The sequence below is a fragment of the Novosphingobium sp. BL-S-32 genome (assembly GCF_056857055.1).
On record NZ_CM166476.1, the window covers coordinates 1107450 to 1133577 of the forward strand.

22 protein-coding genes and 1 tRNA gene are annotated in these 26128 nt (G+C 65.4%); 17 read left to right on the top strand and 6 right to left on the bottom strand.

Annotated elements, in window-relative coordinates:
- Positions 1 to 19: 19 nt before the first annotated feature.
- The 5 genes from AC1VVK_RS05080 (at position 20) to AC1VVK_RS05100 (ending at position 4523) form a co-directional block, all read left to right on the top strand.
- Positions 20 to 1177 (top strand): SPOR domain-containing protein, encoded by a 1158-nt coding sequence (locus tag AC1VVK_RS05080; protein WP_482904635.1) that lies wholly within the window; start codon positions 20 to 22, stop codon positions 1175 to 1177.
- A 101-nt stretch (positions 1178 to 1278) separates the two neighbouring features.
- Entirely contained in the window at positions 1279 to 2580 is a 1302-nt protein-coding gene (locus tag AC1VVK_RS05085) for a DUF418 domain-containing protein (protein WP_482904636.1), read from the top strand.
- Positions 2581 to 2665: 85 nt separating this feature from the next.
- The gene (locus tag AC1VVK_RS05090; RefSeq protein ID WP_132386642.1) at positions 2666 to 2860 is read left to right on the top strand and encodes a (2Fe-2S)-binding protein; all 195 of its coding nucleotides are present in this window, start codon (positions 2666 to 2668) and stop codon (positions 2858 to 2860) included.
- Between the two features lie 103 nt (positions 2861 to 2963).
- Positions 2964 to 3443, top strand: coding sequence for a bacterioferritin (gene bfr / locus AC1VVK_RS05095; protein ID WP_132386644.1), 480 nt, complete (start codon positions 2964 to 2966; stop codon positions 3441 to 3443).
- 24 nt (positions 3444 to 3467) lie between these two features.
- A complete protein-coding gene (locus AC1VVK_RS05100; RefSeq protein ID WP_482904637.1) occupies positions 3468 to 4523 on the top strand; it encodes an NAD(P)H-dependent flavin oxidoreductase in 1056 nt (351 codons plus the stop codon).
- On the opposite strand, the gene AC1VVK_RS05105 is transcribed toward AC1VVK_RS05100, so the two are convergent.
- On the bottom strand, positions 4513 to 6603 hold the full coding sequence (locus AC1VVK_RS05105; RefSeq protein WP_482904638.1) for a prolyl oligopeptidase family serine peptidase: 2091 nt from the start codon (positions 6601 to 6603) through the stop codon (positions 4513 to 4515). The two genes, AC1VVK_RS05100 and AC1VVK_RS05105, sit on opposite strands and share 11 nt — an antisense overlap.
- A gap of 148 nt (positions 6604 to 6751) precedes the next feature.
- On the opposite strand from AC1VVK_RS05105, the gene AC1VVK_RS05110 reads away from it, so the two are divergent.
- On the top strand, positions 6752 to 7915 hold the full coding sequence (locus tag AC1VVK_RS05110; RefSeq protein WP_482904639.1) for an AI-2E family transporter: 1164 nt from the start codon (positions 6752 to 6754) through the stop codon (positions 7913 to 7915).
- A gap of 30 nt (positions 7916 to 7945) precedes the next feature.
- On the opposite strand, the gene der is transcribed toward AC1VVK_RS05110, so the two are convergent.
- Positions 7946 to 9325, bottom strand: coding sequence for a ribosome biogenesis GTPase Der (gene der / locus AC1VVK_RS05115; RefSeq protein ID WP_132386652.1), 1380 nt, complete (start codon positions 9323 to 9325; stop codon positions 7946 to 7948).
- Positions 9326 to 9580: 255 nt separating this feature from the next.
- On the opposite strand from der, the gene AC1VVK_RS05120 reads away from it, so the two are divergent.
- A complete protein-coding gene (locus tag AC1VVK_RS05120) occupies positions 9581 to 10261 on the top strand; it encodes a CHAP domain-containing protein (RefSeq protein ID WP_482904640.1) in 681 nt (226 codons plus the stop codon).
- Between the two features lie 59 nt (positions 10262 to 10320).
- Here AC1VVK_RS05120 and AC1VVK_RS05125 read toward each other — a convergent pair whose 3' ends face one another.
- The gene (locus AC1VVK_RS05125) at positions 10321 to 10608 is read right to left on the bottom strand and encodes a DUF3297 family protein (protein WP_132386656.1); all 288 of its coding nucleotides are present in this window, start codon (positions 10606 to 10608) and stop codon (positions 10321 to 10323) included.
- 89 nt (positions 10609 to 10697) lie between these two features.
- Here AC1VVK_RS05125 and AC1VVK_RS05130 point away from each other — a divergent pair.
- Positions 10698 to 10772: transfer RNA gene (locus AC1VVK_RS05130), tRNA-Val, on the top strand.
- A 109-nt stretch (positions 10773 to 10881) separates the two neighbouring features.
- Here AC1VVK_RS05130 and AC1VVK_RS05135 read toward each other — a convergent pair.
- Entirely contained in the window at positions 10882 to 12096 is a 1215-nt protein-coding gene (locus AC1VVK_RS05135) for a methyl-accepting chemotaxis protein (protein ID WP_482904641.1), read from the bottom strand.
- 372 nt (positions 12097 to 12468) lie between these two features.
- Between AC1VVK_RS05135 and serS the strand changes: the two genes are divergently transcribed.
- The 4 genes from serS to AC1VVK_RS05155 all read left to right on the top strand — a co-directional run bounded on the left by serS (position 12469) and on the right by AC1VVK_RS05155 (position 16863).
- Positions 12469 to 13749, top strand: a complete 1281-nt coding sequence (gene serS, locus AC1VVK_RS05140; RefSeq protein ID WP_482904642.1) for a serine--tRNA ligase — start codon at positions 12469 to 12471, stop codon at positions 13747 to 13749.
- Positions 13750 to 13910: 161 nt separating this feature from the next.
- Positions 13911 to 14675, top strand: a complete 765-nt coding sequence (surE, locus tag AC1VVK_RS05145) for a 5'/3'-nucleotidase SurE (protein ID WP_132386662.1) — start codon at positions 13911 to 13913, stop codon at positions 14673 to 14675.
- A complete protein-coding gene (locus AC1VVK_RS05150) occupies positions 14672 to 15787 on the top strand; it encodes a LysM peptidoglycan-binding domain-containing protein (protein WP_482904643.1) in 1116 nt (371 codons plus the stop codon). The genes surE and AC1VVK_RS05150 overlap by 4 nt, the downstream gene beginning before the upstream one ends.
- Before the next feature lie 11 nt (positions 15788 to 15798).
- Positions 15799 to 16863 (top strand): potassium channel family protein, encoded by a 1065-nt coding sequence (locus AC1VVK_RS05155; RefSeq protein ID WP_482904644.1) that lies wholly within the window; start codon positions 15799 to 15801, stop codon positions 16861 to 16863.
- Here AC1VVK_RS05155 and AC1VVK_RS05160 read toward each other — a convergent pair.
- Positions 16855 to 17247, bottom strand: coding sequence for a DUF1761 domain-containing protein (locus AC1VVK_RS05160; protein ID WP_482904645.1), 393 nt, complete (start codon positions 17245 to 17247; stop codon positions 16855 to 16857). The two genes, AC1VVK_RS05155 and AC1VVK_RS05160, sit on opposite strands and share 9 nt — an antisense overlap.
- A gap of 500 nt (positions 17248 to 17747) precedes the next feature.
- Between AC1VVK_RS05160 and rimO the strand changes: the two genes are divergently transcribed.
- The 4 genes from rimO (at position 17748) to AC1VVK_RS05180 (ending at position 22969) form a co-directional block, all read left to right on the top strand.
- Positions 17748 to 19127 carry a 30S ribosomal protein S12 methylthiotransferase RimO gene (gene rimO, locus AC1VVK_RS05165; protein WP_132386669.1) on the top strand — a complete coding sequence of 460 codons (1380 nt, stop codon included), beginning with the start codon at positions 17748 to 17750 and terminating at the stop codon, positions 19125 to 19127.
- Between the two features lie 1026 nt (positions 19128 to 20153).
- A complete protein-coding gene (locus AC1VVK_RS05170; protein ID WP_482904646.1) occupies positions 20154 to 21602 on the top strand; it encodes a serine hydrolase domain-containing protein in 1449 nt (482 codons plus the stop codon).
- A 76-nt stretch (positions 21603 to 21678) separates the two neighbouring features.
- Entirely contained in the window at positions 21679 to 22440 is a 762-nt protein-coding gene (locus tag AC1VVK_RS05175) for a competence/damage-inducible protein A (RefSeq protein ID WP_482904647.1), read from the top strand.
- A complete protein-coding gene (locus AC1VVK_RS05180; RefSeq protein WP_482904648.1) occupies positions 22430 to 22969 on the top strand; it encodes a hypothetical protein in 540 nt (179 codons plus the stop codon). Before AC1VVK_RS05175 ends, AC1VVK_RS05180 begins: the two co-directional genes overlap by 11 nt.
- Positions 22970 to 22979: 10 nt before the next feature.
- Here AC1VVK_RS05180 and AC1VVK_RS05185 read toward each other — a convergent pair whose 3' ends face one another.
- Entirely contained in the window at positions 22980 to 23828 is an 849-nt protein-coding gene (locus tag AC1VVK_RS05185) for a TauD/TfdA dioxygenase family protein (RefSeq protein ID WP_482904649.1), read from the bottom strand.
- 214 nt (positions 23829 to 24042) lie between these two features.
- Here AC1VVK_RS05185 and AC1VVK_RS05190 point away from each other — a divergent pair, with 214 nt between their 5' ends.
- Positions 24043 to 25866 carry a DUF885 domain-containing protein gene (locus tag AC1VVK_RS05190; RefSeq protein WP_482904650.1) on the top strand — a complete coding sequence of 608 codons (1824 nt, stop codon included), beginning with the start codon at positions 24043 to 24045 and terminating at the stop codon, positions 25864 to 25866.
- Positions 25867 to 26128: the final 262 nt, after the last annotated feature.

A 26128-nucleotide genomic window follows, 5' to 3' on the forward strand; every position in this document is an offset into this window, starting at 1 on the left:
GAATCGGGGCGGGTACAAGATGCAGAAAATTCTTCGTTTCCTTGCTGCAAGTGGCGCCAGAAGCGGCGTCAAAAGCGGGGCCTGCTGCCTGATCGGCGCGCTTGCGGCCACTACCGCCCACGCCGACGTAAAGTCCGGAGTCGATGCCTGGTCGTCCGGCCAGTACGATATCGCCGTGCAGCAATGGCGCCCCCTGGCCGACAAGGGCGACGCCGATGCCGAATTCAACCTGGCGCAGGCCTACAAGATGGGCAGAGGGGTACCGCTCGATCTGGAGCAGGCCGAAACGCTCTATGGCAAAGCCGCCGCGCAGGGCCACGTTCAGGCCGCCGACAACTACGGATTGCTGCTGTTCCAGCGCGGCCAGCGCGAAGAGGCGATGCCCTATATCGCCGCCGCCGCCGCGCGCGGCGATTCGCGGGCGCAGTACATTCTGGGAGTCGCGCACTTCAATGGCGACTTCGTCGAAAAGGACTGGGTGGCCGCCTATGCCTTGGTGAGTCTGGCCCAGCAGGCCGGACTGCCGCAGGCCGCCCGCGCACTGGCGCAGATGGACGAGCATATTCCGCTGGCGCAGCGACAGGAGAGCGTGGCGCTGGCATCGAAGATGGCCGCCGAATCGGAGGCTGCACGGGCGCGGCTGGATGCGGCGGCCTCGCTGAACACGCCCGCCGTTCCCGCGACTCGGCCGCAGACCGTCGCCCCGGCCCGCGAAGCTGCGCTATCCGGGGGAACGGCGACGGCCGGTGCCGACTATACGCGCGGGGCCCCCGCGCCCGTCAGCAAACCGCTCGCGATGCCCGGTGCGGCGGCGGTCGCCCTTGCAGTGCCGCCCGCTCCGGAAAAGCCGGCCGCTCCGCCGGAAAAGCCAGTCGCTCCAAAAGCGATCGCGCAGAAAACCGTGACCCCGCCCACGACACAGCACGCTCCCGCACCAGCACAACACGGCGGCTGGCGGCTTCAACTCGGCGCCTTCGGCGTCGCCGGCAATGCCGACAAGCTCTGGGGCAGCCTGTCGAAGCGGCCGGAATTCGCCGGCATCCGCCGCGATATGGTGAAGGGCGGATCGCTCACATTTCTCTATGCGACCGGCTTCGCGAACAAGGGTGAAGCCGACAAGGCCTGCACCGCGCTCCGCTCCTCCGGCCATGAGTGCATCGTAAGCCCGCCGAAATAACCTTCGTCCCGGCGATTGCTGGGCCGCCCACGCTCCCGGACGGAATATCCATGGACTCCCGCGAATCGGAGGCATAGCCTCGCTCGCGGGAGACAGGGGCTATGCCGAAGGCATTGACGGGCGAAAGCGCCCGCGAGGTCCACTACGATAGCGAGGCGTCCGGTGCGGTTCATGCCGTTGACCGGCTGGGTACGCTTGACCTCGTGCGCGGGGTAGCAGTGCTGGGCATCCTTGCGATCAACATTTCCGGCTTCGCAGGCCCTGCAATAGGCAGCGCTTCACCCGGATTTGCAGCAGCCGCCTCTCGTTCCGACGAACTTGCCTATGCACTCGGCTTCCTGTTCTTCGAAGGGAAGATGCGCGCGCTTTTCGCCATGCTGTTCGGCGCGGGAATCGCGCTCTATTGCGAGCGGATGGACGCCGCCGGGCGGGACGGCGACGTCTTGCAGGTGCGCCGCCTCGCCTGGCTCATGCTGCTGGGGCAGTTGCATTATCTGCTGCTGTGGTGGGGCGACATCCTGTTCGTCTATGCCACTTGCGGCATCGCCGTACTGTTCGTGCGGCGCCAGCCTTGCGCGGTTCTGCTGGGGCTAGCGGCCGGGATCGCGTTGACGGCCTCGATCGTCGACCTCGCCGTTACGGTGCCGATGGCCCGCGCCGAAGAGGCGGTGCGACTGGGCGTCGCCACGCTGGCCGAACGGCATGAGGTCGCCGCGCGACTCGCGCTTTACCGGGAAGCGGCGGAAGCGCAGGCACGGCTCTACCACTCCGGTTTCTGGAACATCGCCGGCACCAAGCTGAGCGACGATCCATTCTGGCTGATCACCATGACCCTGCACGCATGGAGCGAAGTGGGGCCGTTGATGCTGGTCGGTCTCGTGCTCCAGCGCATTGGCGCCGCGCAAGGGGGCGTGCCGCGCCGGACGCTGCTGACCGTGGGAATAAGTGCCACGGCGGTAGGACTCGCGCTCTCCGCCCTCACCCTCGGCTGGGCATGGCCGCGGCATTTCCCGCCGATCGCCATGTACATGATGCTCGGCAAGGGTCTGTTGATACCGCATCTGCTGACCGCACTTGGCTACGGCGCGCTGCTGCTGGCTGCTGCTCCGGCGCTGCTGCGCACACGCCTTGGCATGCGACTCGCAGCCTGCGGGCAAGTGGCGTTCAGCAACTATATCGGCACCTCCCTGCTGATGAGCGCGCTGTTCTTCGGCTGGGGGCTGGGGCTTTATGGCCGGGTCGGCGCTGCGGAGCAGTGGCTTTTCGTGCTGATCGGCTGGTGCGTGATGCTCTGCTGGAGCGCGCCGTTCCTGCGCCGCTACCGGCGCGGACCGCTGGAACTGGTCTGGCGATCGCTGGTCGAAGGCTACCTTCTGCCCAATCGCCGCCCGCTATCTAGCTGACTTTTCTTGCGGATTTTCGCCGATTCAGAATGCTATTGCGATCCATTTGCAATTGCATATGATGGGGTTCCAAGAGGATTCGCACATGTACGTTTGCATTTGTAACGCCATCAAGGAAAACGACCTGCGGACCGCCGCACGCTGCTGCCGGGGCGATGCCCACGCGCTCTACGCAGCACTGGGACGGACCCCGCAGTGCGGCCAATGCATCGAGGATGCCGAAGATATCATCGCCGATGAAATGACGGCACTCGACGCACCGCTCAGCGCCGCTGCCTGACGGCACGGCGAATAGTCCTGCGGGATAACCCGGGCCCCCCCTCGGGTTGCCTCCCTTTGTTTAGGCGCCCATAATGCCCCTGAAATTTTCAGGAGCATCCCCCATGAAGGGCGACCCGCAGGTCATCGATTTCCTCAACAAGGCGCTCTTCAACGAGCTGACCGCGATCAACCAGTACTGGCTGCATTACCGCATGCTGGACAACTGGGGCATCAAGAAGCTCGCCGAATACGAGCGCCACGAATCGATCGACGAGATGAAGCACGCCGACGTGCTGGCCGATCGCATTCTGTTCCTTGACGGGCTCCCCAACTTCCAGGCGCTGGGCAAGCTGCGCATCGGCGAAAGCGTGGAGGAAGTGCTCAAAGCCGACCTCGCGCTGGAATACGATGCGATTCCGCTACTCAAGGAAGCGATCGCCTACTGCGAAACGGTGCGCGACTACGTCAGCCGCGAGATCTTCGAGCGCATCCTCGAAAGCGAGGAAGAGCATGTCGACTTCCTTGAAAAGCAGTTCGACATGATCGCCCGCATGGGCATCCAGAACTACTGCCAGCTCCAGAGCAAGCCGGCGGAAGACTGATACCGGACAGGCGCGCGGGCGGACATGGATTTTATCGCGCGCCTTGGCCTTTCGATACCGCTGATCCAGGCGCCGATGGCCGGCACTTCCACGCCCGCCCTTGCCGCCGCAGTCTCAAATGCCGGCGCGCTGGGCTCGCTCGCACTCGGCGCTATCGGGCCTGACGAGGCCCGCCGTCAGATCGCCGACTTGCGCGCCCGCGCCGACGGCCCGTTCAATCTCAACCTCTTCGTACACGAGACGCCCCGCCCCGATCCGGCGGGCGAACAGGCGTGGCTTGATGCCCTCGCCCCGCTGTTCCGGGAATACGGCGCGCAGCCGCCCACCGCGCTGGAGACGATCTACGACAGCTTCGCCGGAAACGCGGCGATGCTGGAGGTCGTTCTGGAGGCGAAACCGGCCGTGGTCAGCTTCCATTTCGGCCTGCCCGATTCCGAGACGATCGCCGCGCTCAAGGCGGCAGGCTGTCTGCTGCTTGGCAGCGTCACCAGCCTTGCCGAAGCGGATCTCTCGCTTGCTGCCGGGATCGACGTGCTGGTCGCGCAAGGCTGGGAGGCCGGTGGCCATCGCGGCATGTTCGATCCCGATGCGCGCGACGACCGGCTCGGCACGTTCGCGCTCACGCGGCTGCTGGCGCGCTGGGGCAAGCTGCCGGTCATCGCGGCGGGCGGGATCATGGACGGCGCCGGCATTCGCGCGGCACTGGACCTTGGCGCCATCGCCGCGCAGCTCGGCACCGCCTTCATCGCCTGCCCAGAAACGAGTGCGGACACCGCTTACCGTGCCCTGCTGGCGTCCGATGCCGCCAGTCACACGGCGATGACGCGCGCGATTTCGGGCCGCCCTGCCCGCTGCCTCGCCAATCGCTTCACGCAGTTCGGCGAGCATCCGGACCTGCCGCCCGTGCCTGCCTATCCGCGCACCTATCATGCCGGGAAGGCGCTCAACGCCGCCGCGAAGGCCGCTGGAGAGCCCCTCTACGGCGCGCAATGGGCGGGACAAGGCGCGCCGCTGATCCGGTCGATGCCGGCGGCGGAGCTGGTTGCCCAACTCGCCGCCGAACTCGGGCTTACGGCTTAGCCGCAGCCGGCTTGTCGGTCCGGTACTTGTCGAACCACGCCAGAATCGCCGAAGCCTTGGCCGCTGACTGAGAGGGCCGCGCGGCAATGCCGCCGTGGCTGGCACCCGGCACCTTCACCAGCGCCGTGGGCACGCCGCGGATCTGCAAGGCCGCGTAGTACTGCTCGGCCTCGCTCACCGGCGTGCGGTAATCCTCGGAGCCCACCACGACCATCGTCGGCGTTTTGACGTTGCCGACAAGGCTCAGCGGCGAACGGCGCCAATATTCCATCGGATCTTCCCACGGCTTCTTGTCGAACCAGTAGCGCGACGTGAAGGTGGTCGCGTCCATCGTCAGCGCTTCGCTGATCCAGTTGATCACCGGCTTCTGCGTCACCGCCGCCTTGAAGCGGTCGTTCTTGCCGACGATCCACGCCGTCAGCACGCCGCCGCCCGAGCCGCCGGTGACGAAGAGGTTGTTGGGATCGGCTACCCCGTCCGCGATCGCGGCATCGACGGCGGCCATGAGGTCGTCATAGTCGGTGCCCGGATAGGCGCGGTCGATCAGGTTGGCGAAGGCCTCGCCATACGAGGTGCTGCCGCGCGGGTTGGTATAGAGCACCGCATAGCCGTGCGCGGCATAGAGCTGATAGTCGGTCGCGAATCCGGGCGCATAGGCCGTGTTGGGGCCGCCGTGGATTTCAAGGATGAGCGGCGCGCGCTGGCCGGGCTGGAGGCCGGGCGGTGTCACCAACCAGGCGTCGATCTGGCGCCCGTCCGGCGCAGTTACAGCCAGTTTGCGCACCGGGGCCAAGGCCTTGGCCTCCATCCAGGTGCCGTTGAGATCGGTCAGCTTCCGGCCGGTTCCGCCATTACTCACCCACAAGTCCGCCGGCCGCGCCGCCGTGCCCGAGGTATAGGCGATGCGCCCGTTGTTCGAGACCGAGAAGGCCCCGCCGGTATAGGGCCGGTCATAGCCGCTGCCCGGGCTCAGCCCTTCGACCGCCGTGCGGATCGAGCCATCGAGCCCGACCCGGGCAACGTACGTCCGCGCATGATCGTCATACTGGGCAAGGATCGTGGAATTGCCGGACCACGCGATGGAATCGATCGAATGGTCGAAGCTCTTGCTGAGCGGCCGCACGCCCGAACCGTCGATGTTCATGACGTAAAGCTCGGTATTCTCGTAGGACCGGTTGACGTCGTCATAGCCCAGATAGGCCACGTGCTTGCCATCGGGCGAGACCAGCGCGCCGTTGTCCGGCCCATTGCGCGTGGTCAGTGCCGAAACCGTCCCGCCGACGACGTCGAGCGCGTAGACTTCCGAATTGTTGACCTCCCGCTCCCAGTCGGCCCGGCGGTTGCCTGAGAACAGGATGCGCTTGCCGTCCGGCGTCCACGAAAGCGGGCCGGAATCGTCGAAGTTGCCGAACGTCAACTGGCGCGGCGCGCCGCCGTCGGTCGAGACGAGGAAGATGTGCGCGTAGCCCGGCTGCGCATAGCCGTCGCCATCGGCGCGATAGGTCACGCGGTCGATCACTTCGAGCGGATCGGCCCACTTGGCGCCTTCCGGCTTGTTCGCGGGCGCCGAACCCAGCTTCAGGCCCTCACCCGGCACGCGCATGGTATAGGCGATCTGCCGACCATCGGGAGACCAGGCAATGCTGCCTGGGCTGTCCGGCAGATCGGTCACGCGCACCTGCGCCCCGGTGTCCAGCCACAGGACGTAGAGCTGCGGCGCGCCGGTGCCGTCGCTGGAGACGAAGGCCAGCCGCTTGCCATCCGGCGACCAGACCGGCGAGAAATGCGCGCCCGGGCCGGTTACCAGCGGTCGCTGCGCCCCGCTGGTGGCATCGACGATCCAGAGCGAGGGCACCTGCTTGTCGGTCATCACGTCGGCACTGGAGCGGACGTAGACGATCCGGCTGCCATCGGGCGAGATCTGCGGGTCGGTCACGCCCGAAAGCTTGAACAGATCATCGAGCGTGAAGCCGCGCTCGGGCCCAGCGCCGGCCGCATCGTCGGCCAGCGCAGGCGCGAGGGGAACGACGGCGCAGCCAAGTGCAAGGACGGCAAGTCGAAGGGCGAATGGGGTGCGCAAGGCGGCGATCTCCGGTTCTCGTTATGGGATGAGCGGAAAGGCCCCTGTGTCCCCCGCCCGGCCGCCCTGTCTCGCCCAGTCGCCTGAAAAAATCCACCCCGCAGCCGATCCGGACTGGCCAAGGCTGAAATCGTGCTAAGACAGAAGCATGGAGAGTCCACGACCGCAGCCGCCCTACCGTCTCGAAGATTACGGCTTCGCCTTCCTCGTCATCCTCGTTTCCATCGCCTTCGCATGGCTGCTCATGCCCTATTTCGGCGCCGTTCTGTGGGGCGTCGTGGCGGCAATCCTGTTCGAGCCGTTGACCCACCGTTTCTCGCATAACATGGGCGGCCGGCCCAATACGGCGGCCGGGCTTATGCTGCTGATGCTGCTGGCGCTGTTCATCATTCCCGCCATCCTGCTGGGCATCAGCCTGGTGCAGGAAGTGACCGTCATTTACGACAAGGTCGCCTCCGGCCAGATCGACATCGGCCAGACCGTCGCCAAGCTGCGGTCATCGCTGCCGGATTCGGTGGAGGGACTGGTCGAACGCTACGGCCTTGCCGACTTCGAGTCGCTGCGCCGCCAGTTCGGCGCCGGGATCGCAACCGGGCTTCAGGGACTGGCCACGCAGCTGGTTTCGGCCGGGCAAGGCGCGCTCAGCTTCCTCGCGGCGCTGGGCGTGATGCTCTACCTCACCTTCTTCCTGCTGCGCGACGGCCGCCGCTACGGCGAACTGATCCGCGAGGCCATGCCCCTGCGCCCGCATCTGCGCGACCGGCTGATCGTGAATTTCATCGTCGTCGTGCGTGCGACGATGAAGGGCACCGTAGTCGTCGCCATCCTGCAAGGCCTTGTCGGCGGGATCATCTTCTCGCTGCTGGGCATCCCCGGCTCGCTCCTGTGGGGCGTGCTGATGGGTTTCTTCTCGCTGCTTCCCGCTGTCGGCACGGGCCTCGTCTGGGTGCCCATGTCGCTTTACCTGCTGGCCACCGGCCACATCTGGCACGGCGCGATCCTCGCCTTTTGCGGGATGTTCGTGATCGGCATGATCGACAACCTGCTGCGCCCGATCCTGGTAGGCCGCGACACGCGCCTGCCCGACTTCGTGGTCTTGATCGCGACGCTGGCAGGGCTTCAGGTGTTCGGGCTCAACGGCTTCATCGTCGGGCCGGTGATCGCCGCCCTGTTCATCTCGGTCTGGGGCCTGATGAGCGAGATGCGCAACAGCCGCGGCATGATCGATCCCCGCGCCATCGAACACGAAGACGCGAACATGACCGCCGACCAGCCACAGCCGGACGCGGAAACGGCAGCGCACCCGTCCTGAGGACGAACGCGCTGCCGTTTTGTAAACTGCTTACTTGTTGGCGAAAGGGTTCTTGGCGCTGCGCAAGTTGAGGCGGATCGGCACCGCGTCAAAGCCCAGTTCGCGGCGGATGCCGTTGATCAGGTAGCGTCGATAGCTCTCGGGCAGCAGGTCGAGGCGGGTACCGAACAGCACGAAGCCCGGCGGGCGGGTCTTGGCCTGCGTGATGTAGCGCAGCTTGATGCGCTTGCCGCCCGGCGCCGGCGGCGGATTGGCCGAAAGCGCATCGTCGAACCAGCGGTTGAGCGCGGCAGTCGGCACGCGCTTGCTCCAGGCTTCGCGAATCGAGAAACCGGCAGCGATCAGTTCGTCCAGACCCTTGCCGGTCCGCGCCGAAACCGCGAGCAGCGGCACTCCGCGCACCTGTGCCAGACCCTCGTCCAGCGCCCCGCGAATGCCGTTGAACAGGGCCGAGGCGCCTTCCGCCACGTCCCACTTGTTGATCGCGATAATCAGCGCGCGGCCTTCTTCCAGCACCTTGGAGGCGATGGTGAGATCCTGATGCTCCAGCCCGCGCGTGGCGTCGAGCAACAGCACCACGACTTCGGCAAAGTCGATCGCATGGCGCGCATCGGCCACGGCCATGCGCTCCAGCTTCTCGGTTACATTGGCGCGCTTGCGCATGCCTGCGGTGTCGATCAGGCTGACCTGCCGCACTTCCTGCGTCTTGGGATCGGTCCATTCCCAGTCCACCGTGATCGAATCGCGGGTAATTCCCGCTTCCGGCCCGGTGAGCAGGCGGTCCTCACCCAGAATGCGATTGATCAGTGTGGACTTGCCCGCATTCGGACGGCCGACGATGGCCAGCTTGAGCGGCCGGCGCAGCAGCGCTTCGTCGTCCACTTCCTCCGGGAACTCCGGCTCTTCGGGCTGAAGCGAATCGAGGTGCGGCAGCAGAGCCTCGAAGAGGTCGGCCATGCCGACGCCGTGCTCGGCCGAAAACGTGATCGGCTCGCCAAGGCCCAGCGAATAGGCTTCGAGCACGCCGCCCTCGCCCGCGCGGCCCTCGGCCTTGTTGGCCAGCAGCACCACCGGCACCGGCGAGGCGCGCAGCCACTGGCCGATCTCCTCGTCCAGCGGGGTGAGGCCCGCGCGCGCGTCGACCACGAACAGCGCCACATCGGCGGTTTCCAGCGCGGCTTCGGTCTGCTTGCGCATCCGGCCCGGCAGGGTTTCGGCCTCGTCGTCCTCCCAACCGGCAGTGTCGACGATCTGGAACTTGAGCCCCAGCAGTTCCGCATCGCCGAAGCGGCGGTCACGCGTGACGCCCGGCTGATCGTCGACAAGCGCGAGCTTTTTGCCGATGAGCCGATTGAACAGCGTGGACTTGCCGACGTTGGGTCGGCCGATGATGATCACCTGGGGAAGCATATAAGAACTCGATAAAGGATTCGCGCCGATAGGGGAATTCGGCGCAAATGGAAACGCCCCGCGTTCCGCTAATGCGAAGTCAGGCGTCAAGGCCGGGCGATTCCGCAAATCGCGGCAGATCGAAAAAAGGCAACCGGCAGTCGGGATCGGCACTTGAAGCGACGATCTTATGCGGATTCGCGGCCGAAATAGTTACCGCGCCGTTAACCACATTATTCAGGAAGCCCCTAACCCTCTCCGCCGAACATGGCAAACATGAAGGGTTACCGCAGATTCATCATCTTAGGCCTCGCTCTCGCGGCGGCAGCACCGGCGAGCGCGCGCTCGGCGATCGACGACGTCATGGCCGGAGCAGACGGCGGCGGGAGCGAGATCAAGGGTCCCGACTACCTCGAATGCGTGCCCTATGCGCGGCGGCTTTCGGGCATCCGGATCTTTGGCGACGCCCATACCTGGTGGGATCAGGCGCAAGGCCGCTATGCCACTGGCCAGCGGCCTCGCGTCGGCGCGGTCATGGCGATTCCGGCCTATGCGAACTCGCACCTCGGCCATGTCGCGACCGTGAGCCGCATCGTCGATTCGCGGACGATTCTGATCAGTCACGCCAACTGGTCCCCCATCGAGGGACGGCGCGGTCAGGTAGAGGACAATGTCACCGCGCTTGATGTATCGCCGGACAATGACTGGAGCGAAGTGCGCATCTGGTACGCGCCGATCCACAACCTCGGCACCACGCACTGGCCGGTCGAGGGCTTCATCTACAATGCGAAGCCCGGAGCCGTGAAGGACCTGGGCCAGGCCCGGCTCGAATCGGTATCGGGCGAGGACGCGGCAACGCCCGCCCCCGCCAGTCCGCCGGAAACCGGCCTCAAACCCACGAAAAAGGGCCGCCGCAGCGACCCCATCGGCGCGATTATCGCCGGAACCTATCGTTGAGCGGGGATTGAGGAAAAACGGGCCGCGTCGTGGCGGCCCGATTTCCATTCAAGCCGCGATCAGAGCTTGGCGACAGGCGCGCCCTCGCCAAGGTCCTCGTACCAGGCTTCGACCGGGCCCGAGAGCTTGACGGTCAGCGGATTACCCTTGCGATCGAGGGTCTTGCCCGCCTGCACGCGCACCCAGCCTTCGGAAATGCAATATTCCTCGACATTGGTACGCACCACGCCCTTGAAGCGGATGCCGACGCCGCGTTGCAGCTTGTCGGCGTCGAAAAACGCGCTCTTCGAGTGGATGGCAAGGCGGTCGGGCGGCACGTCGGGGCCGACGTTGGTCTCTTCGGTCATGGCCCGCGATTTAATTCACCATGGCCGCTTGTCAATTCGATCCGACTCATCTAGAGGCGCGCTTCCGCATCGGACACAGTCCATTCGGCGGGCGCGTAGCTCAGTGGTAGAGCACACCCTTCACACGGGTGGGGTCGCAGGTTCAATCCCTGCCGCGCCCACCATCCTCTTCAGGATGGCACCTTTCTCTTTTCCCACCAAAGACTTGAATGCAGCATCGGACCCCAGTGGGTCCGCCGCGAAGACGCGTGCGCCCTCGCGGCGGATGCATGTTCACATGCGGCTGCCGACCAGCGTCGGGCGGAAACCCGTCTGCGCGGGCATCATGCGAAATCGATCCGCTTCCGCCGCCAGAGACGCCACTTCGGACGTCAGATTGCGCGCCGCTGCCGAAGTCTGCTCGACCATCGCCGCGTTCTGCTGAGTCGAATGGTCCATCGCGCCGACCGCCGCGTTGATTTCGCTGATGGCAGCGGCCTGCGCATCGTTGTCGGCCGCGATCAGCCCGGCAAGGCGCGTGACTTCCTCACCCGAGGCGGAAATCACCCCGAAAGCCGAATCGACCTTCTGGACGGCCTCCACCGCCACTTCGATATCGGTCTGGGTAACGCCAAGCTGGTCGCGGGCGCGCTTCGATTCTTCCTCGGCCCGCATCGCCAGTGCCGAAACGAGATCGGCGACGACCGCAAACCCGCGCCCCGCGTCGCCCGCACGGCCCGCCTCGACCGCCGCGTTCATCGCCAGAACGCGGGTCTGGAACGCGATCTTGTCGAGCCCCTCGATCACGGCGTCGATGCCCTTGGCGCTGTCGCTCACCCGGCTCATCGCCTCCACCGCTGCATCGGTGCGGGCACGCCCTTCGGACACCGCCGTCATCGCCTGACCGGACGTCGAGACCGAGAGCGCCGCTGCCTCGGCCGTGGCCTTGAGGCGATGGTCGATCTGCTGGATCGCCGCAGCCGTCTGTTCGAGGCTGGCCGCATTGGCCTCCGTCCGCCGCGCGAGATCCTCGGACGCCTGCGCGATCTCCCGCGAGCCGACGAGGCTGTTCTGCGTGCCGGACTTCACCGATCCCAGCAGCCCGCGAAGGCTGGCGAGCGCCTCGTTGAAGCTCTCCTTGAGCGCGGCATATTCGCCCGGATAGTTCTCGACGATATCCGCCGTCAGATCCCCCTCGGAAAGGCGGCGGAAATTGTCGGCCATGCCCTGCACGACCTGGGCATTGCGCTGCGCTTCCTCGCCCTTGACGATCTCGGCCTGCGCGGTCGCCCGGAACGTGAACATGGCCTGGGTCATGCGGCCCACGCAGTCGCGGTAGTCGGTGAACTGGATCGGACTTTCGAGGTCGCCGGCCGCCAGCCCCTCCATACGCACCACGGTGGCGACGTAAGGCCCGGCAATCGCCTCGCGATAGGCGTGGCTGAGCACTGCGGCGATCACGGCTACGCCAAGAACCGCCCAAACGGCCCGACCTCCCCCAAGGTCCATGCCAGCAAGTCCACTGGCGACCGTCAGTGCAACAAGACTTCCGAATGCAATCAATAATTTAAGACGAATAGGTGCATTAGCCCTAAACCATTCCATAGTATTTTCCCCATCCCGCCCGCTTGAGCCGGACCCGTTCCAGCTTTCGCGGGCTCCCAAGGGCGTTATAGATGGCCGATCAGGGCCTTTCGTTGCGACCAATTCTCAACAGCAATGTCGAAAGTACACCTTTCAGTATTTTAATGGTTCTTTTTTGATAAACGGCGTGGCCGGACTGAAGTCCCGGGCCCGGCCCTCAACTCTGCCGCCGACTTCGGCGCAAAGGTTGCGGCCCAATCTTGCGCCTGCGGGCGCGAGACGGCATAGCCCCGCCCCATGCACGATATCCGCCTGATCCGCGAGAATCCCGAAGGGTTCGACGCCGGCCTCGCCCGCCGTGGGGCCCTCCCCGTGGCCGCTGACATCCTCGCGCTCGACGAGCAGCGCCGCTCGGTCGCGACGCGCATGCAGGAAGGGCAGAATCGCCGCAACGAAGCGTCGAAGGCAATCGGCAAGGCCATGGGCCAGGGCGACAGCGCCACGGCCGAAGCGCTGAAGGCCGAAGTCGCCCAGCTCAAGGATACCCTCCCCGCGCTCGAAGCCGAGGAAAAGGAGCTTTCCGCGCGGCTTCACAATGCACTCGCGGGCCTGCCCAACATCCCCGTCGCCGAAGTGCCGGACGGCGAGGACGAGACGCAGAACGTCGAAGTCGCCAAGTGGGGCACGCCGGGTACGTTCGCGTTCGAGCCCAAGGAACATGCCGACCTCGGCCCGGCACTCGGCCTCGATTTCGAGACCGGCGCGAAGATTTCCGGCGCGCGCTTCACGTTTCTGAAGGGCCAGATGGCCCGCCTCCACCGCGCGCTCGCACAGTTCATGCTGGACACGCAGACCGCCACCAACGGCTACATGGAATGCATCGTGCCGCTGCTGGTGAAGGACGAGGCCGTGTTCGGCACCGGCCAGCTTCCCAAATTCTCGGAAGACCTGTTCAAGACGACGGACGGCCGCTGGCTGATCCCCACCGCCGAAGTCTCGCTGACCAATGCGGTGCAGGACGAGATCGTCGATCTGGACACCCTGCCGCTGCGCATGACCGCGCTCACCCCCTGCTTCCGCTCGGAAGCGGGCGCGGCGGGCCGCGACACGCGCGGGTTCATCCGCCAGCACCAGTTCGAAAAGGTGGAACTCGTCACCGTCTGCCAGCCCGATCAGTCGGAAGCCGAGCACGAGCGCATGGTCGCTGCCGCCGAATCGATCCTTCAGGCGCTGGAACTGCCCTATCGCAAGGTGCTGCTCTGCGCCGGCGACATGGGCGCCACCGCGAAGAAGACGTTCGACCTTGAAGTCTGGCTGCCGGGGCAGGCCGCTTACCGCGAGATCAGCTCGATCTCGAACTGCGGCGATTATCAGGCCCGCCGGATGAACGCGCGTTACAAGCCCGAAGGCTCGAAGAAGACCGAGTTCCTGCATACCCTCAACGGCTCAGGCCTCGCGGTTGGCCGCACGCTCGTCGCCGTGCTGGAGAACTATCAGCAGGAAGACGGCTCGGTACTGGTGCCAGAGGCGCTCAAGCCGTGGATGGGCGGGATCGAGAAGCTGGAGCCCTGCTTCTAAGGGGCTTCGACAAGCTCAGCCTGAGCGGGATTGAGAGGGGGTATCCTCCAATTTTACCAAGGCTGAGCCTCCCCTCCGCTCATCCTGAGCTTGTCGAAGGATGAATGGATCAGCGCTTCGCTTGGACCACCAGGCCTGCGCCACATTGCAAGAGAGACACCATGCGCATCCTGCTCACCAACGACGACGGCATCAACGCCCCCGGCCTCTATGTGCTGGAGAAGATCGCCGCGCAGCTTTCGGACGACATCTGGATCTGCGCGCCGAGCGAGGAACAGTCCGGCGCCGGCCACTCGCTGACGCTGACCCGTCCGGTGCGCATGCGCGAGCACGCACCCAAGCGCTTCTCGGTGACGGGAACTCCCACCGATTCGGTGACCATGGGCATCAAGAAGGCCATGCCCGGCCCGCCCGACCTGATCCTCTCCGGCGTCAATCGCGGCGCCAACCTCGGCGACGATGTGACCTACTCCGGCACTGTCTCGGCGGCGATGGAAGGCGCGCTGGCGGGCATCCGCTCGATCGCGCTGAGCCAGGTCTATTCGGGCGAAGGGCACGGCAACAACGTCAGCTTCTCGGCCGCCGAGGCATGGGGCGCGAAAGTCCTGAAGCCGCTGCTCGACGCGCCGTTCGCGCCGCGCACGCTGATCAACGTGAACTTCCCGCCGCTCGCCGCCGAGGACGTGAAGGGCATCCGCGTCGTCCGTCAGGGCTTCCATGACTATGCGCGCGGTTCGGTGGTCGAAGGCATGGATCCGCGCGGGTTCCCGTATTACTGGTTCGGCCTCCACGGCATCGAGCATACGCTGGGCCACAACAGCGACCTGGAAGCCATTGCCGAAGGCTACATTTCGGTAACGCCGCTCCAGCTCGACCTTACCCACGACGCCTCGCTGGCGCAGATCGCGAGCCGCTACACGGCATGATACGCCGCGCGTTTCCCCTGTTTGCGGCGCTGGCGTTGGCCGGTTCGCCTGCCTTCGCCTCGACCAAGGCGGAGACGGTGCACGTCGTCGCGCCGGGGGAAACGCTGAACGGCATCGCCAACCGCGCCGGGGTTTCGGCGAGCGCCATCGTCAAGGCCAACGGGCTCAAGCAGCCCTACACGGTCAAGGCCGGCCAGAAGCTGACGATCCCGCGCGGGAACACGGGCCCGACAGCCCCCAAAAAAACCATACCCGTCGAGCCCGTCCCCGGGCCGACCGCAGCCGCCTCCAACCGGACCGCCGCGAAAGCGCAAGTCGTGGCTCGCAACGCCGCCGCCGCCTCGGCCCAGACCGAGGAAATCCATGTCGTCGAGCCGGGCGAGACGCTCGGCGGCATTGCCGAGCGCGCCAAAGTCGCGCGCGTGCTGATCATCGAAGCGAACAGCCTCCAGCCACCCTACGCCGTGAGGACCGGACAGAACCTCAGGATTCCGCGCACGCGGCGCCATACGGTCAAGTCCGGCGAGACCGGCTTTTCGATCGCGTACCAATATGCGGTGCCGTGGGAACAGGTCGCGCTCGCCAACGGCCTCGATCCGCAGAAGCCGGTCAAAGTCGGCCAGTCGCTGCTGATCCCGACGCTGGTCGAGACGAAGGCGCCGGCACCCGTGACGCCTCCGGCCAAGGCTTCGGTCACGGCGGCTGAATCGACCGAAAAGGCCCCGCCGCGCGCGTCTAGCCGCTTCCTCTGGCCTGTCGCCGGAAAGCTCGGCCGCCGCTTTGCCTCGGGCGCCGATCCGCACGACGGCATCGACATCAAGGCCCCCGCAGGCACCATGGTCCGCGCCGCCGCTGCCGGTACCGTGAAGTTCGCCGGCAGCGAGAAGCAGCAGTTCGGCAATCTCGTCGTGCTCGATCATGGCGGCGGATGGTTCACCGCCTATGGCTTCCTCAGCCGCGTCACCGTCAAGGATGGCGCCAAGGTCGCGGCCGGGGAGCGCGTGGGCCTTGTCGGCAATACGGGCCTGGCCAAGGGCGACGAACTGCACTTCGAAGTGCGCCGGGACGGCAAGCCCGTCGATCCGCTGGACGAGTTGCCCAAGGCCCCCTAACCTGCCGGGGCATGTCGAAAAGGCGCCCCGTTCGTGCGGTTTTCAGGCCGCTGCGTCGTTCGCTGGCGGTTCCGGTCTGGGCCGATGCCGCGCTGCGACTGGGCGCGGCGTTCCTGCTGATCTTCATCGTCATCATGGTCCACTGGGCCGACCGGACCGGACTGAACGACGCGCACGACGGGCAGGTCAGTTTCCTCGACGTCGTCTACTTCACGATGATCTCGATCACGACGACCGGCTTTGGAGACATCGCGCCGGTCAGCGACCGCGCACGGCTGATCGAGGCCGTGCTGGTCACGCCGATCCGCCTTGCGGTGATCACCATTTTCGTCGGCACGGCCTACAACTTCTTCATCAAGCGCAGCTGGGAGACTTGGCGCATGAAGCAGATCCAGGAGCGGCTTGAGGGCCACATCGTCGTGCTCGGCTTCGGCGTCAGCGGCTCGGAAGCGGTGAAGGAACTGGTCGAACGCGGTACTGACCCGGCGCGCATCGTCGTCGTCGATCCGGCGCAGGCGCGGCTCTCCCTTGCGGAGGGATTGGGTTGCAACGTCCTGCAAGGCGATGCCACGCGGGACGAGATCCAGAACGCCGTCCGCGTGGGCACGGCCAGCACCGTGCTGGTTTCGGCGGGACGGGACGACACCTCGGTTTTGATCGTGCTCACCACGCGCCATCTTGCGCCCGATGTGCCGATCACCGTGGTGATCCGCGCCGATGACAACGAATTGCTCGCGCGGCAGGCCGGTGCCAACAATGTCATCAACCCGGTGCGTTTCACCGGCCTCTTGCTGGCGGGTTCGGCCGAGGGGCAGCACGTGGCGGAATATCTGTCGGACCTCGCCTCGGTGGCGGGGCGCGTGCAACTGGTCGAGCGCCCGGTCCTGCCCAGCGAAGTCGGCGGGCCGCTGGACCGGCTTGCCAGCGGCGGGCGCGGCCTCAGGATCTATCGCGAAAACCGCACGATCGGCTTCTGGGAAGACGAGGCCAAAGTGCTGCGATCCGGCGACGTAGTGGTCGAGATTGCGCCCACCACGCCTTCGGACGATCATTCGTCAGGGCATTGGTCAGGCTAGCGCCCAGAACACCAGCCCCATCGCCAGATAGGCAACCAGCCAGAACGCGCAATCGACCACGCGCTTCAGCGGCTCGGTCGATTGCCTCAGATGCGTCAGCCAGACCGCCGGAATGACGAAGAAAATGGCAATGCCGCCGCTCTGCATGAAATAGAGCCAGGGCTTGGCCGCCAGCGTGGCCTCGCCGAGGCGAGCGAAATTGTGGCCGAGCATGATCGACGCCAGTAGCATGACCAGCCCGACGACGCCGTAATTGGCCGTACGCTTCGAATTGCCCGGGAAGAGTTGCCGCCCCGTGCGGAACAGCGGCCCATGCCACACCAGCCCCACCGCAATCGCGAGCGCGGCCGCAAGGAACACTGCCAGCCAGTTCACCGGACCCATTGCAATCCCTTTCCGTTCATTCGGCCGCATCCGGCCATTCGAGCCGGGCTGCGACACCTTCGCCGCCATCGATCCAGTCACAGGCAAATAGGGCGACCGCGTCACGCACGTCGCCCGGCGCACCCTGCGATCATAGGGGTAGTGGCACGGAGGAGCTCTCGCAAGCGGCGCGCGCAAGTGCGCGCAGCCTATCGTCGCCGCGCGACGGGCCTCCGGAAACCACCCGCGAATCCGAGACGGCGCGCTGGAACAGGAAATGGCTCCGCATGCGGAACGGAGCCTCTTACGGACGCCGTTTTCGATCAGATCGGCCAGCGTCCCAATGGATCACGATCCGGGCGGCCGAAAGCGGCCGGGCGGTTGCGATTTCCATGACTTGCATGGCACCCGCCATCAGCCGGCACAGCAATCATCGATCCAGTGCAGCGGAGCCGACTCGCCCGGAATCCATTCAATTCGTGACTCTCGGCCACAATCGGAGTATCGGGCCCGCCATCCCTATGGCTATTGAAATCCCCACCCCGCCCAAGGTCGGCATGGTCAGCCTCGGCTGCCCCAAGGCGCTTGTCGACTCCGAACGCATCCTCACCCGCCTGCGCGCCGATGGCTATACGATGAGCCCGGACTACGCCGGCGCCGATGTCGTGCTCGTCAACACTTGCGGTTTTCTCGACTCCGCGAAGGAAGAGAGCCTGGCCGCAATCGGTGAAGCCATTGCCGAAAACGGCCGCGTGATCGTCACCGGCTGCATGGGCAATGAGGCCGACGTGATCCGCGCCCGCTTCCCGGACGTGCTCGCCGTCACCGGCGCACACCAGTACGAAGCCGTGGTCGAGGCCGTTCACGACGCCGCCCCGCCCGAGATTTCGCCCTACGTCGACCTGATCCCGCAGATCTACGACGAAGCCGGCGTGAAGCTGACGCCGCGCCACTACAGCTATCTGAAGATCTCGGAAGGCTGCAACCACGCGTGCTCGTTCTGCATCATTCCGTCTCTGCGCGGAAAGCTGGCGAGCCGCCGCATCGACGCCGTTCTGCGCGAAGCGGAAAAACTGGTGCAGGCCGGAACGCGCGAACTGCTGGTCATCAGCCAGGACACGTCGGCCTATGGCGTCGACGTGCGGCACGAGACGCGCATGTGGAAGGACCATGAAGTCCGCACCCACATGACCGACCTCGCGCGCGAGCTGGGTCAGTTGAAGGATGCGCAAGGCCGCGCGCCTTGGGTGCGCATGCACTACGTCTACCCCTATCCGCATGTCGACGCGGTGATCCCGCTGATGGCGGAGGGTCTGCTGACGCCCTATCTGGACATTCCGTTCCAGCATGCCGCGCCGTCGGTGCTGAAGTCGATGAAGCGTCCGGCGAACGAGGCCAAGGTGCTCGAACGCCTGCACAAGTGGCGCGAAATCTGCCCGGATATCGCGATCCGCTCCAGCTTCGTGGTCGGCTTCCCCGGCGAGACCGAGGAAGACTTCCAGTACCTGTTGGACTGGCTGGACGAAGCGCAGCTCGACCGCGTCGGCGCCTTCCGTTTCGAACCTGTCGAGGGTGCTTCAGCCAACAACCTGCCGAATCCGGTGCCGGAAGAGGTCAAGGAAGAGCGCTATGCGCGGATCATGGAAAAGACCGCCGCGATCAGCGCCGCCAAGCTTCAGGCCAAAGTCGGCCGCGTGATCCCGGTGATCATCGACGAAGTGGGCGAGCCGGACGAAGATGGCGAAATCGGTGCAACCGCCCGCTCGCAGGCCGACGCACCCGAGATCGACGGCAATGTCTTCCTGCGCAACGTGGGCGATCTGCAAGTTGGTGATATCGTTGACGTTCTTGTCGAAGACGCGGACGAGCACGACCTCTACGGGGCATTGACTCAAGGCTGACCGCGATCGGATCTGCGCCTTAGAGTTGCAAGTCTTGCAATCAAACGCGATTTTTTCGCGTTTGCGAAGAATCGGTCCGACAAGCATATGGAGCGGGCCTTTCAGGCATCCTCTCCCAAAAACTTTCCAAAGGGGCTGGTCTTCGGACCGGCCCTTCTTTTTTGCCTGCTTTGCACGGGAGCATCATGTGATGGGGCCGGGACCGTTTGCGTGCGCGGCATCAGGCGCGCTCTCCTCGGACCGCCCTCTTCCTGTTTCCGTCGCCCCCGCGAAGGCGGGGGCCCCGCTTTCTTGCAACCTCGCATTCCACTCTAAGGAAGCGGGATCCCCGCCTTCGCGAGGATGACGATGAGATCCATGAAGATCACGGCTAGCCCCCCGCCGGTTTAACGGCTCGAAACCCAGCCTTGCTCGCCAACTTGGCACAAAGCCTGCCAACTCCGGCAAAGGTCATCCCGAACACCGTTCAAATGCATTACAAACAAATCTGAACAACGCATTTCCGCGCGTTCATCCATCAGCAAAGTTGCACTCCTTGCAACCATGCTCCAGTTTTTCGCGTTTGCGGAGAATCGGCCCGGCGAGCATATGGAGGAGGCCTTTCAGGCATCCTCTCCCAAAACTTTCCAAGGGGCTGGTCTTCGGACCGGCCCTTCTTTTTTGCCGCCAGCCCGTCCGGAGCATGGCGAGGCTTTTGCACGTCCCGTGACGACGCCCCTCGCCCGACCGGATCGGAATGGCTCTCCGGCATTATGCGGCCTCACAAATGCGCGGAAATGCAAATGCGTCAAACCAGATCGACGGAGTTCCGCCACTTCGCCCAGGCGATTGGTTGCATAAATCGCAACCAAGGCGGATTTTTTCGCATTTGCAGCAAAACATGTCTGCGAGCATAAGGAACGGGCCTTTCAGGCATCCTCTCCCAAAACTTCTATGGGCTGGTCTTCGGATCGGCCCTTTCTTTTTGCGCAGCTTCCGCGCAATCCCGGCATTGAATTCGCGGACGTTGCATTTAAGCGTCGCGTCATGAACCGCACCGTCCTTGCCCGCCTGCTTGCCGCCGGCGCACTCATCCTGTCCCCCAACATCGCCGCCGCGCAGGCCGCACCGCCCACAGGCGCGAGCACAGCCAGCACCGCGCTCACGCCCGCGCAGGAACAGGCTATCGACGCCGCCGTCGCCAAGGCGCTGGCGCAGAGCGGTGTACCTTCGGCGCAAGTCGCCATCGCGCGCGGCGGCAAGATCGTGCTGGCCAAAGCCTGGGGCAAGGCAGCGGACGGCATGCCCGCCCGCCCCGACCAGCCCTACCAGATCGCGTCCAACTCCAAGCAGTTCCTCGGCGCGCTGATCCTCAAGCTGCGCGATCAGGGCAAGCTCTCGCTTGACGACAAGGTTTCGAAGTACCTGACCGGCGTGTCCGGCGGGGACGAAATCACCATCCGCCAGTTGCTGTCGCACACGTCCGGCCTGCGCGACTTCTGGCCGCAGGACTATGACTTCGTCGACATGCACACCCCGGTGAAGCCGGAGGAAATCGTCCGGCGCTGGGCCACTGCACCGCTCGACTACAAGACCGGCACGCGCTGGCAATATTCGAACACCGGCTATGTCGTCGCCGGGCTGATTGCCGAGAAGGCGGGCGGTGCACCGCTGTGGACGCTGTTCGAGCGGGAGCTGTTCCAGCCGCTCGGCCTCCATCCGCTGAAGCTGGACGACACCAACAAGCCCGGCTTCCCGCAGGGCTATCACCGTTATGCGCTGGGCCCGGTCGTGCCGGCCTCGCCGCCTGCCTCGGGCTGGCTCTGGGCCGCCGGTGAAATCTCGATGACCGCCTCCGATCTGGCGCGCTGGGACATTGCCCGCCTACATCGCACGCTGCTGCCCGCCGCCGACTGGGAGGAACAGGAAGCCCCGATCATCCTCGCGGATGGAACCAACTCCGCTTACGGGCTCGGCGTGTTCACCCGCACCGCAGACGGTCGCCGAATCATCAACCACGGGGGCGAATCGACCGGTTTCCTCTCGCAGGCCACGATGTACCCCGACAGCGACGTCGCCATCGTCGTCCTCACCAACGCGGACTTCGGCTCGGTGACGGGCACGCTCACCTCGGCGATTGCCGATATCGTCATGCCGCGCGACCTGCCGCTCGACAGCGGTGAAGCGGCGCGCACGGCGGATGCCCGTGCGCAACTGGAAGCGTTGGTGGCGGGCAAGTTCGATCCGGCCGGCTTCACCGCCCATGCTCGCGATTATTTCTCGGCCGCCGTGCGCAAGGACTATCGCGAAAGCCTGACCCCGCTCGGCCCGCTCACCGCTTTCGAGCCCGCCGGCAAGCCGAAGCTGCGCGGCGGTTTCGTCAACCGCACTTTCACCGCCACCTTCGGCAAGCGCAAGCTCGCGGTCTCGACTTACGCCGAGCCCGGCGCGAATGGCGCGTGGGAGCAGTTCATCGTCATGCCTTCAGAAGATTGACGGTACGAGCACCGTCGGGCTGAAGATTGACGCGCCACGGGTGGCGGTGTCCGTTCGGGTCGGCTAGCCAAAGCGCATGGTCGATTCGTCGCGTATCTACACCGCCGCCCTCGTCGTCATCGGTGACGAGATCCTCTCCGGTCGCACACACGACAGGAACATCGCTCAAGTAGCCACCTGGCTGCAGGTGCAGGGCATCCGCCTCAAGGAAGTGCGCGTGGTGGCAGACGATACCGCCGCCATCGTCGAGGCCGTGAACCTGCTGCGCGCGCGTAACGACTATCTGTTCACCACCGGCGGCATCGGCCCGACGCACGACGACATCACCGTGGACGCCATTGCCGAAGCACTCGGCGTGCCGGTGATCGTCCATCCCGAGGCACGGGCGATTCTCGAAACCTATTACGAGACGCGCGGCAGCCTTACCGAAGCGCGCCTGCGCATGGCCCGCACGCCCAAAGGCGCCAGCCTGATCCCCAACCGCTACACCGGCGCGCCGGGCATCCGGTACGAGAACGTCTTCATCATGGCTGGCGTGCCCAGCATCACCGCTGGCATGCTCGACGCCCTGACCGGCACTCTGGAAGGCGGCGCGCCGCTTCTTTCTGAAACGATCGGCTGCTGGGTGGGCGAAAGCGAAGTGGCCGACTTGCTGCGCGAGACCGAGAAGGCTTTCGAAAGCTGCCAGATCGGCTCCTACCCGTTCTGGGGCGAAGGCCGCACCGGCGCCAATTTCGTGATCCGATCGGTCAATGCCGAAGAGCTGGCGGCCTGCGCCCATGCCCTGATCGACGGCCTGACCGCGCTCGGCAAGGCGGCAGTCCCGGGTGGGATCTAAGCTTATTCCGCTCGCGTCGATCTTCCTTGCCGGTTCGGCCCCGCAACAAGCCGAGTTCGAGCAACTGCTTGCCCGTAACGACAGCGCCACGGCCGCGCTGGGCGAATGGTGCGCCGCGCATCACAGCGCCGATGCGCCGCTCGTGACTGCACAGCCGGTGAAGGGGGAGGACTCCGCCCTTCCCTCCGACGCCCGCGCCCTATTGGAGGTCTCGGACCACGAAACGCTGGGCTATCGCCACGTCCGCCTGACCTGCGACGGGGTGACGCTGTCCGAAGCGCACAACTGGTTCGTGCCCGCGCGCCTGACCGATGCCATGAATGCCACGCTGGCCTCCACCGACACGCCTTTCGGCAAAGTGGTCGCCCCGCTGCACTTCACGCGCGAGCGGCTCGAAGCACGCCACGGTCGGCTCGAAGGCTGCCCGCCCGGCACGTTCCTCACGCACCGGGCGTTGCTGCGCCTGCCCGACGGGAAGCCGATCAGCCTCGTCGTCGAATGCTACCAGCGCGAGGCGCTGGAGCCATAACCGCGTTCGATCAAGCCGCGACCGTCTCGGTACCGGCGATCGAAGTGCGGTGCATCATGCGGCCGGTCGACTTGTCGTAGGGGATCGCCCGGTGCATCGCGCCGGTGTTGTCCCAGATCACGAAGTCGCCCTTGGTCCACTTGTGCCGCAGCGAGAACGCCGGCTGCGCCGCCCATTCCTGCAAGCGGATCAGCATGGCGCGGCCCGCCGGGACTTCCAGGCCGACCACGTGATCTGCGGTCGTGCCGATCACCAGCGACTTGCGGCCCGATTCGTGGGTCCAGACCAGCGGATGCTCCTTGATCAGACCGATGCCAAGCACGCGCTCACGGTGCTTTTCCGGGATCGCATCGGCAATCGGCGAGAGGCTGGCGCGCACCGAGTGCACGGCCTTCATCCCCTCAAGCTCGCTCTTCTCCTCGTCCGACAGGCCCTCGTAAGCGGCGTAAGTGCTGGCAAACTCGGTCTCGCCGCCCTTGTCCGGCGCGATCCGGCAGGACAGCAAGGTGGCGAACGGCGGCGGCATGTCCACGGTGATACCGTCCATGTGCCAGAAGAACGTGCCCAGCACGTATTCCGGCTGCGGATTGATCTTCTCGTCCAGCGTGACCTGATAGACGTCCGCATCGTTGGCCTGGACGTTGTTGCGCGCGGTGAGGCGCACCTTTTCACCCATCAGGTTGGTGATTTCGAGCTGCTCGGCATCGGTGAGGTTCAGTTCGGGGAAGACCACGACGGTCCGTTCTTCCACCTTGGCGCGAATCGCCTTGGCCGCCTCGGGCGTGAAGATGTCCGCACGGTCATCCCAGACCACGCGTGAGCCGATATGTTCCTTGATGTCTTCAAAGCGGATAGCCATCTGGCCGCCTCTCCCGTATTGGTTATGCTGAACATGTGTACAGCATGACGCCACCCCGCGCAACCGTGTAGCGACGGCAGCGCTGGGGCGACGATTTACGGCATGTCATTCAACGCTCTTCGTCGAACAGGATACGTCGCTCGTCGGGCGCAAGTGCCGCATTGTCGTATGCTTTCTAAGAGTGGCGCCCATAAAACAGGGAGCTTCTCTTCACATGCCCAGACGTGCTCTTATCCGCGTCGCCCCGGCCCTCGCGGCCATGGCTTTCGCGCTGACTTTCCCGGCAATCGCCTCCGCGCAATCGGCGCCTACCCCAACCGCATCTGCGAAAACCGCCCCCGCCAAGCCGGCCTGGGTCGTCGCCAGCGATGCCGAGACGATGAAGCTGATCCAGCTCGAAGCGGCCTTCACCCCCGAGTCCGCCTCGCAGATGGGCCTTCCCGAATTCGACGGCAAGATCACCGACCTTTCGCTCGATGCCGACGATCGCCTCGTCGCCGCCTATCAAGCGCGTCTGGCCGACATCAAGAGCCGGATCGCCACCGAACAGCAGCCCGAAGTGCGTCAGGATCTGCAGATCCTTGCCGCCTACATCCAGCGCCAGATCGACGGCATCAAGACCCATGATCGCCTGCAGATGAACTGGATCGACCTGCCGCAGGCAATCGCCTCGGGCTTCGGCGACCTGCTGTCCGACCAGACCCCGCCCGAGCGCCGCGCCAAGGCCGCCGAGCGCCTGCGCCGCTATGTCGGCAGCGAGCCGGGCACCAAGCCGGCCGTCGAACTCGCCAAGGCGCAGTTCCTCGCCAGCCGTGAAGGCCATCTCGGCCCCTATCGCCGCGACGTGGAGCAGGCGATCGGCAATGTCCCGACCTATATCCAGGGCATCCACGCACTCTTCGCGAAGTACGGCATCAAGGGCGCCGATGCCGATCTTGCCAAGCTCGACAAGCAACTGACCGACTATGCCAAGTGGGCGCAGACCACGGTCCTCCCCGCCGCCCGCGCCGACTATCGCCTGCCCGAGGAAGTCTACGCGCTGAACCTCCAGCAGGTCGGCATTGATATCGACCCGCGCCAGCTGATCGACCGTGCCGCGCGAGGCTACTACGTCACCCGCGCGCAAATGCAGGCGCTGGCCCCGGTGGTCGCAGCCAAGTTCGGCTACAAGGCCACCGACTACCCCTCGGTGATCCGCGAGCTGAAGAAGAACGTGATCCCCGGCGATCAGGTCGAGGCGCGGTACCGCAAGGTCAATGCCGATCTGGAGGCCATTGTCCGCCGCGAGGACATCCTCACGCTGCCGCAGACCCAGCTACGCATGCGCCTCGCCACCCCTGCCGAGGCCGCCGCCGTGGCTGCCCCGCACATGACCGCGCCGCGCCTCATTGGCAATACCGGCGAGCAAGGCGAATTCATCCTCACCACCGGCAACTCGCAAAAGGCCGAGGATGCCTATGACGACTTCGGCTACGATGCCGCCACCTGGACCCTGAGCGCCCACGAAGCGCGCCCGGGCCACGAGTTGCAGTTCGGGGCCATGGTCGACCACGGCGTCTCGCTCGCCCGCGCGCTCTATGCCTTCAACAGCGTGAACGCAGAAGGCTGGGCACTCTATGCAGAGGGCGAGATGCTGCCCTACGAGCCGGTCGAGGGGCAGCTCATCGCATTGCAGGCCCGCCTCCAGCGTCAGGCCCGCGCCATGCTCGATCCGATGCTCAACCTCGGCATGATCGATCTCGACAGTGCGCGGCGGGTACTGAGGGATGAAGTGGTGCTGTCCAAGGGCATGACCGATCAGGAGCTGGACCGCTACACCTTCCGCATGCCGGGACAGGCAGGCTCGTACTATTACGGCTTCGAGCAACTCGCCCAGCTACGCGTGAAGACCGAGAAGGCGCTGGGCCCGGCGTTCAACCGCAAGGCCTATCACGACTTCATTCTCTCGCAGGGCCTCCTGCCGCTCTCGATCCTTGCCGAGACTGTCGAGCGCGACTTCATCCCCGCACAGAAAGCCGCGGCGGCCGCCTCGAAGTAGGCCCCGCGACTTCCCTCGTCATTGCGCGGGCCGCAGGGCCCGCGGCCTGCCCGGGCTCATGCGAACCGCCCCGGCAGGCTGCCCCTTCGGGGGCGCAATGGTGTGGAGGGATCGCAAGGTGACAGTCCGGTTGACACAGTTGACACGGTACTGAACCGAAACGCGGCCCCCGGTCTGGAGCCGGCGTCCGTGGCATAAATCCGACGATTTCAAAGAACTCTGCTGCCGACCAAGATGACAGAACAAAGCCCTGTAGGAAAAT